General features: G+C 59.2%; 7 protein-coding genes and 7 tRNA genes. All 14 read left to right on the forward strand.

Annotation, left to right across the window (positions count from 1 at the left end):
* The first annotated feature begins 52 nt into the window (after positions 1 to 52).
* The 14 genes from ISF27_RS03100 to ISF27_RS03165 all read left to right on the forward strand — a co-directional run bounded on the left by ISF27_RS03100 (position 53) and on the right by ISF27_RS03165 (position 11,290).
* Positions 53 to 126, forward strand: a tRNA-Pro gene (locus ISF27_RS03100).
* A 32-nt stretch (positions 127 to 158) separates the two neighbouring features.
* Positions 159 to 230 (forward strand) — tRNA-Glu (locus ISF27_RS03105).
* 109 nt (positions 231 to 339) lie between these two features.
* Positions 340 to 693, forward strand: coding sequence for a hypothetical protein (locus ISF27_RS03110; RefSeq protein WP_194609008.1), 354 nt, complete (start codon positions 340 to 342; stop codon positions 691 to 693).
* 218 nt (positions 694 to 911) lie between these two features.
* Positions 912 to 985, forward strand: a tRNA-Pro gene (locus ISF27_RS03115).
* Positions 986 to 1,019: 34 nt separating this feature from the next.
* Positions 1,020 to 1,091 (forward strand) — tRNA-Glu (locus ISF27_RS03120).
* A 32-nt stretch (positions 1,092 to 1,123) separates the two neighbouring features.
* A tRNA-Pro gene (locus ISF27_RS03125) sits at positions 1,124 to 1,197 on the forward strand.
* A gap of 95 nt (positions 1,198 to 1,292) precedes the next feature.
* A tRNA-Glu gene (locus ISF27_RS03130) sits at positions 1,293 to 1,364 on the forward strand.
* 37 nt (positions 1,365 to 1,401) lie between these two features.
* A tRNA-Thr gene (locus tag ISF27_RS03135) sits at positions 1,402 to 1,474 on the forward strand.
* 425 nt (positions 1,475 to 1,899) lie between these two features.
* Positions 1,900 to 2,619 carry a hypothetical protein gene (locus tag ISF27_RS03140; RefSeq protein ID WP_194609010.1) on the forward strand — a complete coding sequence of 240 codons (720 nt, stop codon included), beginning with the start codon at positions 1,900 to 1,902 and terminating at the stop codon, positions 2,617 to 2,619.
* 12 nt (positions 2,620 to 2,631) lie between these two features.
* Positions 2,632 to 4,134, forward strand: a complete 1,503-nt coding sequence (gene pap / locus ISF27_RS03145) for a polyphosphate:AMP phosphotransferase (protein WP_194609012.1) — start codon at positions 2,632 to 2,634, stop codon at positions 4,132 to 4,134.
* Between the two features lie 22 nt (positions 4,135 to 4,156).
* Positions 4,157 to 4,909, forward strand: coding sequence for a tRNA pseudouridine(38-40) synthase TruA (truA, locus tag ISF27_RS03150; protein ID WP_194609014.1), 753 nt, complete (start codon positions 4,157 to 4,159; stop codon positions 4,907 to 4,909).
* 84 nt (positions 4,910 to 4,993) lie between these two features.
* Complete coding sequence (locus tag ISF27_RS03155; protein WP_194609016.1) at positions 4,994 to 8,365, forward strand: DNA translocase FtsK; 3,372 nt, start codon at positions 4,994 to 4,996, stop codon at positions 8,363 to 8,365.
* Between the two features lie 3 nt (positions 8,366 to 8,368).
* Positions 8,369 to 9,862, forward strand: a complete 1,494-nt coding sequence (locus ISF27_RS03160; RefSeq protein WP_194609018.1) for a UDP-N-acetylmuramoyl-L-alanyl-D-glutamate--2,6-diaminopimelate ligase — start codon at positions 8,369 to 8,371, stop codon at positions 9,860 to 9,862.
* A gap of 12 nt (positions 9,863 to 9,874) precedes the next feature.
* Entirely contained in the window at positions 9,875 to 11,290 is a 1,416-nt protein-coding gene (locus ISF27_RS03165) for a UDP-N-acetylmuramoyl-tripeptide--D-alanyl-D-alanine ligase (RefSeq protein ID WP_194609020.1), read from the forward strand.
* Positions 11,291 to 11,393 lie beyond the last annotated feature (103 nt).

Raw genomic sequence — 11,393 nt, forward strand, 5'->3', positions numbered from 1 at the left:
TTCCAAAACTTCTTGACGGCTGGCGAATTTTATACTATGCTTATTAGGCAATCGAGGCGTGGCTCAGTTTGGTAGAGCGCTGCGTTCGGGACGCAGAGGCCGCAAGTTCGAATCTTGTCGCCTCGATTTTCCGGGAGTCCGGAAGAGATTTTTCATAAGGCCTGGTGGTCAAGCGGCTAAGACGGCGCCCTCTCACGGCGCAAACCCGAGTTCGATTCTCGGCCAGGTCAGAAGGTGAAGCCATTTCCGAAAGGAGATGGCTTTTTTTGGCAGAGCGCCAGCAATAAACAGCCACTTAACGTGGTCAGGCGTAGACTGTTGATGACGGAGGAAATGAAGATGAAGATACAGAAAAATCACCGAAAATCTGGACTGCGGGCGGCTGCCCTCACCCTGGCCGCGGCGCTTGTGCTCACCGTGATTCCCGCGGGGGCCGCTTATGCCGGGAGGCTAGGGGAGTGGCGCCACAACAGCAGGGGCTGGTGGTACCGGGAGACGGATGGAAGGTATCCTGCCGGAACCTGGAAGAAGATTGAGGGAAGCTGGTACTACTTTAACCCGGACAAATATATGGCCACCGGCTGGAAAAAGGTCGAGGGGAAATGGTATTACCTCGGCGGGGACGGCGCCATGCGGCTGAACACATCCGTCGACGGCTATACGCTGGGCGCGGATGGGGCATGGATCGAGTGATGGCGGAGCCGGGCGCCTGCGGCGCCTGGCTGCAGGCTGTGGAATAGTCCGCAAAGCCGTCCGCAAGCGTCCGGTTTGCGGGTTATCTCACAGCCTGCACTGAACAGGAACGAGCATTACGGAATTTTTGCAAAAATATAAAAAAGTACTGGAAATCAGTCCGGCTTTGTGCTATAGTATCATTCGTTGACGCGCCGGAGCATTCCGGCAGTCACCATCGAGGCGTGGCTCAGTTTGGTAGAGCGCTGCGTTCGGGACGCAGAGGCCGCAAGTTCGAATCTTGTCGCCTCGATTTTCCGGTGATCCGGAAGAAGATTTTTGGATAAGGCCTGGTGGTCAAGCGGCTAAGACGGCGCCCTCTCACGGCGCAAACCCGAGTTCGATTCTCGGCCAGGTCACTCGTCAGTTTCCCTTCACGGGAGCGGACTATCGAGGCGTGGCTCAGTTTGGTAGAGCGCTGCGTTCGGGACGCAGAGGCCGCAAGTTCGAATCTTGTCGCCTCGATGGGAGAATCGCAAAAAAGTGTGGCTTTTCTCCGGACAATGTGATATGATGATTCCGCTGTACATTGCTCATAGAGATTGATGCGGAAAATATGCGGCCTGGTGGTCAAGCGGCTAAGACGGCGCCCTCTCACGGCGCAAACCCGAGTTCGATTCTCGGCCAGGTCAGAAGAAGATCCCTGAATGTTCAGGAGACTTCTGCGATGCTTCCGTGGCTCAGTTGGTAGAGCGACGCATTCGTAATGCGTAGGTCGCCGGTCCGAGTCCGGCCGGGAGCTTCATGAAGAAGAGGTTTGAGACACTGTTTCCGGTGTTTCAGGCCTCTTTTGTTATGCAGAGCACTTAGCAATAACCAGCCACTTAACGAGGACAAGCGAAAGCGCAGTCCGAGTTTAGTGGAGTGGCTATCCGCGGAGCGGGGCGCGAGCCCAGCGGGCGCAGTGCGAGTTTAGTGCGAGCTATGCGAATTTGCTTAGTGAGAACAAGCGTAAGCGCAGTTCGAACTTAGCGGATTTGCTTATGCTTTTCCGCCGCCGGTGCCGGACAGGAACGGGTTTTGGCGCAATCCGGTGGGAGAACCCGGATATTTTGGAAAATGTCTGGTATAATGATAACTGTTCAACACATGCGGGACTGAACAGTTGCTGAGCAAGCAGATCTCGGTCTGCAGGGCCTGAACATCGTTATGCTGAGGAGGAGTTTTATGAAATCTATGTCCGGAAAATCTGTGCGCACCGCCGCGGCGGTCCTTCTTGCCGCCTCCGTGCTCTCGTTCTTTCCTGCCGCGCCGGCCTACGCGAAAAGCCTTTCCACCCACTATACCCGGGACACGAGGGGGCGCTATACACGGATTTCCAGCGGTGTGTACGAGCAAAATGCGGCAGTGCGCCGCTTTGCCGCGGGGAATGGTACCTATGTGCCCGCAGGGAATCTGGATGCGCGGGGAGGGGCGCTGTCCCAGGCAGAAGGGCTGCCCGAGGCACAGGGCGCCCTGGCTGATCTTGCGGAGAGGTATCCTGAACAAAAGGGATGGAACCTATATCTCTATGATCCGGCCGATGACGGGGATGCCTGGACCTTCCGGGCGGCATGGGAGGCGGACGGTTCAAGCGACGGAACAGAGGGAAATGGCGCAAACCCTGCATTTTCGGGCGCCGCGGACAGTTTCCCGGTCCGGATCCGGAAGGATGCCCTTGTTCATTTTTCGTTCTACGAGGATGGAAAGACGATCAATACCGCCCTGCATTTTCTGGATTTCGCGAGAATCCGGCGGTGGAAGGTGGACGAGGCAGGGAATCTGACCTATGAGCTGTATGACCGCGGCCAGATGCGGGAGCACTTCCGCATCAGGTATCCCGTGCAGGACGCGGCCCGCAGCGTGACGGAGCTTAGCGCGTCCAACAGGGATCAGAATCATCAGTAAGGAGGAAGGGCTATGCTGAGGGAAATCGCGATGGCACCTGTGCCGGCGAAGGAAGAGATGGCAGCCGGAATCCGCGCCGAGCGGGAGAAGCTTAGCGGCTACCAGATGAAGATCAAGGAGGCGAAGCTTCCGGTCATCGTCATGTTTGAAGGCTGGGGCGCAGCCGGAAAGGGAAGTATTCTCGGCCGGGTGATCAAGGATCTGGACCCGCGGTTCTGCTCGGTGGCGACGATGGACCAGGAGCCGAGCGCGGAGGACCGGCGGTATCCATTTCTCCACCGCTACCTTGTGGAAATTCCGGAGGAAGGGAAAATTAAATTTTTCGACACCTGCTGGATGGAGGAAGTCACCGGCGGCCTCTTTAACGGCGAGCTCACGCCGAAGGAGTATGAATCCCGGATCAACAGCATCAACACGGTTGAGCGGCAGCTCTGCGATAATCGTTACCTGATCATGAAATTCTTCTTCCAGATCAGCCGGAAGGAACAGAAAAAGCGCCTGAAAGCCCTGATGGAAGACAAGAACACCTCCTGGCGTGTGGACAACGACGATATCTGGGAAAATGAAAACTATAACCGCTGCCTGGAGGTTTATGACAAATATCTGAATGACACAAACCGGTCGGTAGCGCCCTGGTATATTATCGACGCCTCGGACCAGAAATGGGCTGAGCTCCAGGTTCTCCAGTTCCTCAACCAGGGGATCGAGACGGCGATGAAGAACCGGATGCTGGCGGCACCGATCCGCCAGAACATTTTCAAGCTGGAGCCCATGCCGCTTCTCCGGGATGTCCCGCTGAAGGACTGCGTGATGCCAGATGAGGAATATCACCGTGAGCTCAGGAAACTGCAGTCGCGGCTCAGGGAGCTGCACTATGAGCTCTACCGGAAGAAGATCCCGGTGATCATCGCCTACGAGGGCTGGGATGCCGCCGGAAAGGGCGGGAACATCAAGAGGATCACCTCCGCGCTCGACCCGAGGGGCTATATTGTCCACCCGATCGCGAGCCCGGAGCCTCACGAGAAGGCGAGATTTTATCTCTGGCGCTTCTGGAACCGCCTGCCGAAAACCGGGCATATCGCGATTTTTGACCGGACCTGGTACGGCAGGGTCATGGTCGAGCGTCTTGAGGGCTTCTGTTCGGAAAATGACTGGCAGCGCGCCTATAACGAGATGAATGAGTTCGAGAAGGAACTCTGCGGCTGGGGCTGCGTGCTGATCAAGTTCTGGGTCCAGATCGACAAGGACACCCAGCTTGAGCGGTTCAACGACCGGCAGAATACGCCGGAGAAACGCTGGAAGATCACCGATGAGGACTGGCGGAACCGGGACAAGTGGGATCTCTACGAGGGGGCGGTCAATGAGATGCTGGAGAAGACGAGCACGGAATTTGCCCCCTGGCACATCCTGGAGTCGGTAGACAAGAAATACGCAAGGATCAAGGCGCTCCGGATTGTTGTCGGCGCGGTTGAAAAGGCCTGCCGGGCAAAGGATGGCAGCGGAAAGAAAGCATAAAAAGAAAGCATGACAGGAAACGATGAAAAGAAATTATAAAATGACCATCAGCTATGACGGCACCCGGTATTCCGGCTGGGAGCACCAGCCCACGACGGATATGACGATCCAGGGAAAACTGGAAACGGTGCTCACCCGCATGTGCGGCCTTCCCGAGGATCAGCCGGTGACGGTGATCGGCGCCGGCCGGACGGATGCCGGCGTCCACGCGCTCGCGATGACGGCCAATGTGCTCCTGGATACGCCGCTCTCCGAGGACGGGATCCGGGATTACCTGAACCGCTACCTTCCGGAGGACATCAGTGTGAATGAGCTGAAAATCTGCGCGGACCGCTTCCACAGCCGTTTCAAGGCGAAGGGAAAAACCTATCGCTATACGCTCTGGCGGGGAAAGGCAAAGCCGGTCTTTGACCGGAAATATGTGACCATCCCGGAGCGGGTTCCTGATCCGGAGCTTCTTTCGGCCGGCATAAAAAAGCTCGTCGGGATGCATGATTTCAAGGGCTTCTGCGGCAATCCGCGCATGAAAAAATCCACCGTCCGGGTGATCTACGACGCCAGGGTGGAGGCAGAGGGCGATTATCTCCGCCTGTATTTTCACGGGAACGGCTTTCTGCAGAACCAGGTCCGGATCATGGTGGGGACGCTTCTGGAGATCGGGACCGGGGATCGGGCGCCGGAGAGCATCGACGAAATTCTGGAGAGGGGAGAGCGGCGCCTTGCCGGCCCGACAGCGCCAGCCCAGGGGCTCTGCATGATGCAGGTGGATTACTGAACGATCACCTGTTCGAATCGGTTGCAATTCACCCCCGAGTTTTGTATACTTGTTTCGCTATGGTTATATTGACGGGGGTTAGGAATGGCTAAAAAGGATACAGCAAAAAAAGCGGTTCACAGGGAAAACAGGGCAGTGCCCGTGTCCGCCGCGGAAAGACCCGGCCCGGTGAAGAACACCGGGAAGGCAAAAAGCCTGCCGGAGCCTGCCGGGGCGGAGGACGAGGAGTTCTCCGGGCAGGGGCTTAAGACAGAGATCGGGATCATCGCGGCATTTGCCGTCTGCCTCCTGTTTTTCCTGAGCAATTTCGGCCTGTGCGGGATGCTGGGCGCGGCTCTCCGGAGCGTTATGCTCGGCATTTTCGGCGTGATGGGTTACCCCGCACCGGTGATCATCTTTATCGGGATCGTCTTCTGGGTGTCCAACCGGAATAACCCGAAAGCGATGATCAAGCTGGGAGCCTGCGTGATGGGCATCGTGGCGGTCTGTGTCCTGATCCAGCTGGTTGCGGGGTTTGCCTCGGCGTCCTCCCCGGCGGATTTTTACAAGGCAAAGAGCGGGGGCGGTTTCATCGGCGGCGTCATCGGCGGCATTCTCCGCAGCGCGGCCGGAACGGTGGGCGCCATGCTCATCCAGGCAGCAGTGCTGATTGTCTGCGGGGTCTGCATCACCGAGAAGTCCTTTGTGAATTTTGTCCGTGAGAGCAGCGGGCATGCCGTGGAGCAGGCCCGTGAGGACATGAACCGTCGGCAGGCCATGAAGGCTGACCGCAAAAGGCAGCGGGAGGAAACCCGCGTCCGCGGCATTGATCTCGCCTCCACGGAGCTCCGGGAGGCCGCCCTCAGCCACGCGATGGATCCGGGGGAGGATCGCGATACCGGGAAGAAGAACGGGAAACTGGCCAGCATCCGGGAGTACGGCAAGATCCCCGTGACTGCGGATGACGGCCTGGAGGTTCCGGACATCGGCGCGGGATCGCCCGCGGACCGGATGCACGGCAAGGGCTCGCGGCCGATCGCCGTCGGTGTACCGATCGATGTCCAGGTCGGGGACGGCACGGCTGCCGGTTTCGCCGCCGTGCCGAAAAAACCGGAAAACCTGTCCGGACCGGTGGAAACCGCTGAATCGGGGAATCTGTCCGGACCGGCGGAAACCGCTGAATCGGGGAATCTGTCCGGGCCGGCGGAAACCGCTGGACGCGGGAACCGGAAAGAACCGGGGATACAGGCCGGACAGGAAAATCGTTCCGGGGCGGAGGATCGCACGGCAGCGGAGAGCTTGGAAGAAAGCCGGGCGGACGAGTTCCGCGGCGTCATTCACCATGCCGGGGAGACAGCCGGAAGAAGCGCTCTCCATGAGGTGAAGCTGCCCGAGGAGAATACGTCCGCGCCTCGGGCGGCGGAAGCTGCGGAAAAGGAAGCGCCGAAACCGGCGGAAGCAGAACACGCGGCAGCGGAACCGGCGAAGGAGGGCATGTCCCCGGAGATTTACCGTTCAGACAGCCGCCGCCGGGATATCGACCTCAGCGAGATCTATGTCAAGAATGACGACACCATGACTCTGGAGGAATTGACCGGGGAGGCCGGCAGAACCCCGGGTTCCGGTGACCAGGAAGATGATTTTTCCAGCGCGGACATCCGCGTGACCTCCACAGCGCCGGGAAGTGACCATACCCCGATGACGATTGTCTCCGGGAATCCGGCGGATACCTTCCGCGGAACGTTCGGCCCTGCGGAGGAAACGCCGGAGGAGAAGGCAATGTACCAGCAGGCTGATGAGCCGCCTCAGGCTGCGCCGGGCGGCCGGGTCGAAGCGCCATCGCGGCCAAGTGAAGCCGTGGTGACCGCGACGGGGAAGATTCTCACGAACGATCCGGGATCCGGGCAGGATATCCTCCGACGGAAGGCAGCGGAAGCCAGATACCAGGCGGAGCGGACAGAAGATGACGAACCCTCCATCGACGACGAGATCCGGGAGAAGCAGGAGGAGACGAAGCGGGAGTATGCGTTCCCGCCGTGCGGCCTGCTGACGTCGGGAGAAGGGAAAAATTCGGATTTTGACGAGAATATCTACCGCAGCACCGCCATCAAGCTCCAGCAGACACTCAAAAATTTCGGCGTCGGTGTGACCGTGACGAACATCAGCTGCGGCCCGACCGTGACCAGGTATGAGCTCCAGCCGGACATGGGGGTCAAGGTCAGCAGGATTCTCGCCCTCCAGGACGACATCAAGCTGAACCTTGCCGCGCAGGACATCCGGATCGAGGCGCCCATCCCGGGGAAAGCGGCCATCGGCATCGAGGTGCCGAACGATTCGCCGTCGACGGTCTACTTGCGGGAACTGCTGGAATCCCCGGAATTCCGCAACCATCCGTCCAAGCTGGCCTTCGCGGTCGGCAAGGATATCGGCGGCCAGACGGTCGTCGCGGATATCGCGAAAATGCCGCACCTTTTGATCGCCGGCGCAACCGGCTCGGGAAAGTCCGTCTGCATCAATACGATGATCATGAGCATTATCTATAAGGCGAAGCCGGAGGAAGTCCAGCTCATGATGATCGACCCGAAGGTTGTGGAGCTCTCCGTCTATAACGGTATCCCCCACCTCCTCTATCCGGTGGTGACGGATCCGAAGAAGGCGGCGGGCGCGCTGAACTGGGCAGTCAGCGAGATGGATCAGCGGTACCGCAAATTTGCGAAATACAACGTCAGGGATATCCGGGGCTACAACGCGAAGGTGGATTCTATCGCCGGCCTGGAGATGAAGGACAAGCCGCAGAAAATGCCGCAGATCGTCATTATCATCGACGAGCTCGCCGACCTGATGATGGTCGCCCCGAACGATGTCGAGGATGCGATCTGCCGCCTGGCACAGCTTGCCCGTGCCGCCGGCATCCACCTGGTGATCGCGACACAGCGCCCGTCGGTCAATGTCATCACCGGCGTGATCAAGGCGAATATTCCGTCGAGGATCACCTTCTCCGTCGCCTCGGGCGTGGATTCGAGGACGATCATCGACATGAACGGCGCCGAGAAGCTGATCGGCAAGGGGGACATGCTGTTTTACCCGTCCGGCTACGCCAAGCCGAAGCGCGTGCAGGGCGCATTTGTCTCCGACGAGGAGGTCAGTCAGGTTGTCCGCTTTGTCACCGGGCAGGGGCTGGTCAGGAAGGTCAATACCGAGATCGAAAACGCGGTGAACAGCTCCGCGCAGGCGGCGGGCAGCGGCGCAGGCGACCGGGATGCCTATTTCGAGCAGGCAGGCCGGTTTATCATCGAGAAGGATAAGGCGACGATCGGAATGCTCCAGCGGGCATTCAAGATCGGGTTCAACCGGGCTGCCCGCATCATGGACCAGCTGGCTGAGGCCGGCGTGGTCAGCGGGGACGAGGGCACTAAGGCAAGGCAGGTGCTGATGAGCATGGAACAATTTGATGAAATGATTGAGCAGGGGGAATAATCTATGAGGCTGGGCGATTGGGTCAGCGAGATGGAGGTTGAGCTTCTCCAGGGAACCCTGGATGAGGAGGTCGACGAGGTTGTCTACGATTCCCGCAAGGCGCGCCCCGGGGCGGTCTTTGTGTGCATGCGCGGCGCCAATGTCGATTCGCACAAGTTTGTCCCGGACGTTGTCCGTCTGGGCGCGAGGGTGATTGTCGCGGAGCATGCACTTGAGGTTCCGGACGGGGTGACGGTTCTCAAGGTTCCGGATGGCCGCGCCGCCCTCTCCCTGCTCTCGGCTGCCCGTTTTGGCTACCCGATGCGGAAGATGACGACGATCGGCGTCACCGGAACCAAGGGCAAGACGACGACAACCTATATGATCCGCACGATTCTTGAGGCCTGCGGGCAGAAGACAGGGCTCATCGGAACGAACGGGATCAGTATCGGGGATGAGCATTTCCCCACAGCGAATACGACGCCGGAATCCTATATTCTCCAGGAGTACGCGGCGAAGATGGCTGCTGCCGGCTGCCGCTACCTGGTCATGGAGGTCTCCTCCCAGAGCTACAAAATGCGCCGGGTTACGGGGATCCACTACAACTACGGCATTTTCCTCAATATCTCGAACGATCACATCGGTCCGAACGAGCACAAGGATTTTGCCGAGTATATCGGATTCAAGAAAATGCTTCTCCAGAACGCGGATCTCTGCCTCGTGAACCGCGACGACCCGCACTACAGCGAGATCATCGACGGCGCGAAGGCGAAGGTCATGACTTTCGGCATCGAACGGCTCTCAGATTTTAACGCGGTCAATATCGGATATCTCAACAAACCGGATTTTGTCGGCATCGATTTCACGATGGATTACCAGAAGGGGGAGGAGCCTTGCTCGGAGGAGTACCGGGTATCGGTTCCCGGTCTGTTCAATGTGAGCAATGCGCTGGCCGCTGCCGCGGTATGCAGCTTTTTCGGCCTGCCGAAGGAGAAGGCAGCCCATGCCCTGGAACACCTGAAGGTTGACGGACGCATGGAGATTGCCTACAAATCCCCGAAATTTACCGTGATCGTCGATTATGCCCACAACGCGGTGAGCATGGAGACACTCCTTCGGACGCTCCGTGACTATAAGCCGCGCCGCCTTGTCGTCGTCTTCGGGTGCGGCGGAAACCGCGCGCGGGATCGCAGGTTTTCCATGGGCGAGATCGGCGGGCGGCTCGCGGATCTCTGTGTCATCACCGAGGACAATTCCCGCTATGAGAATCCTGAGGACATTCTCGGCGATATCAAGGTTGGCCTGAGGAAGGGGCATGGCGTCTATGTGGAGATCCCCGACCGGAGAAAGGCGATCCGCTGGGCGATCGGCAATGCGGAGCAGGGCGACATCATCGCGATCATCGGCAAGGGCCACGAGGATTACCAGGAAGTGCGCGGCGAGCGCCATCATTTCCTCGATCGCGAGGAAGTGGACAAGGCTGTCGAGGAGCTTCGGGAAAAGGGAAGATTGGACTGAGGGTAGGACATCATGGAAAATATCTGTGTGAAGGATATTGCTGATGCGGTCGGCGGCAGGATTCTCTGCGGAGATCCGTCGGCGGAAGTGGACAACATCAGCACGGATTCGCGCGTGATGCGCGGGAATGACCTGTTTATCCCGATTATCGGGGAGAAGAACGACGGGCATAAATTTATCGAGAGGGCATTTTCCGAGGGGGCGTGTGCCTCCTTCACTTCCGAGCACGATGAAGCGCCTGAGGACTGCCGGGGCGCGCTCATCCGTGTGGACGACACCGTAAAAGCGCTCCAGGCACTCGGCCGCTTTCTCCGGGGGAGGCTCAAGCTCCCGCTCATCGGCGTGACCGGGAGCGTCGGGAAGACGACAACGAGGGAGATGATTGCCTGCGCGCTCAGCGCCGAGTACAGGACCTTCAAAACCCCGGCCAACCACAACAGCCAGATCGGCGTCCCGATCACGATCTCGGAGATTTCCGAGCGCGATGAAATCGGCGTCCTTGAGCTCGGCATGAGCGAACCCGGAGAGATGAGCGTGATCTCGCAGATCGCGAGGGTGAACTGCGCGGTCATGACCAATATCGGCGTCGCGCACATCGAGAACCTGGGCTCCCGGGAGAATATCCTCCGCGAGAAGCTGCACATCCAGGACGGCATGGCGGAGGGCGGCACCCTTTTTGTGAACGGGGACAATGACCTCCTGAAGACCGTCCTCCCGAAGGATGGCATCCGCCTTGTCCGGTTCGGGAGAAATTCCTACAATGACTGCCGGGCCGAGGATTTCCGCCTCGAGGATGGCTGCGCGCAGTTTACTTATGTCCAGGGAGAGATCCGCGTCCCGGTCAAGCTTTCGGTTCTCGGCGAGCATATGATGGCCGACGCCCTCGCCGCGATGGCTGTTGCCTGCCATTACGGCGTATCGCCGGAGAAAGCGGCAGAGGCGCTCGCCGGGTTCACCGGGTTCAAGGGGCGCCAGATGGTCATGAAGAATCACGGGATCACGGTGATCGACGACACCTACAATGCGAGCCCCGACTCGATGAAGGCAGCCTTGCGGGTGCTGTCCTCGATGCACAGCGCGAAGCGCCGCATTGCCGTGCTCTCTGACATGCTGGAGCTCGGGGAGGACTCCGCGAGATTTCACCGCGATGTCGGTGCCTTTGCGGCGAGCCTTCACAACCTGAACCTGCTGGTTGTCTACGGGAGCCTCGCGCAGGGGATCGCGAAGGGCGCATTCGCGCAGGAGCTCTCCATGCACGGCCTCGAGAAGGCGGGGGAAGCGCTCAAGATCGAGAGCTTTGCCGCTCCGGGCGATATGGACGAGATGATTGAGTATCTGAAAAATACGCTGGCTGAGGGGGACGCGGTGCTCTTCAAGGGCTCCAACAGCATGAACCTCCGGATCGCGGCGGAAGAATTTGAACCCTGAATCCAGTCCTTGTGATCGGTTCCTTCCTTTTCGGGAAGGAACTTTTTGGGTATCGGGCATAACTCCGGGAGAGGGATGCGGAAGGATCCGTCCGCGGACGATT

Source organism: Clostridium vitabionis (assembly GCF_015351765.1).
In the GTDB taxonomy this organism is placed as follows: Bacteria; Bacillota; Clostridia; order Lachnospirales; family Lachnospiraceae; genus Clostridium_R; species Clostridium_R vitabionis.

Excerpts from the sequence above, each read along its gene's own strand:
- ISF27_RS03160 (WP_194609018.1), top strand. The coding sequence starts at position 8,369 with ATGAGGCTGGGCGATTGGGTCAGCGAGATGGAGGTTGAGCTTCTCCAG.
- ISF27_RS03165 (WP_194609020.1), top strand. The coding sequence starts at position 9,875 with ATGGAAAATATCTGTGTGAAGGATATTGCTGATGCGGTCGGCGGCAGG.
- truA (WP_194609014.1), top strand. The coding sequence starts at position 4,157 with ATGAAAAGAAATTATAAAATGACCATCAGCTATGACGGCACCCGGTAT.
- ISF27_RS03155 (WP_194609016.1), top strand. The coding sequence starts at position 4,994 with ATGGCTAAAAAGGATACAGCAAAAAAAGCGGTTCACAGGGAAAACAGG.
- ISF27_RS03140 (WP_194609010.1), top strand. The coding sequence starts at position 1,900 with ATGAAATCTATGTCCGGAAAATCTGTGCGCACCGCCGCGGCGGTCCTT.
- pap (WP_194609012.1), top strand. The coding sequence starts at position 2,632 with ATGCTGAGGGAAATCGCGATGGCACCTGTGCCGGCGAAGGAAGAGATG.
- ISF27_RS03110 (WP_194609008.1), top strand. The coding sequence starts at position 340 with ATGAAGATACAGAAAAATCACCGAAAATCTGGACTGCGGGCGGCTGCC.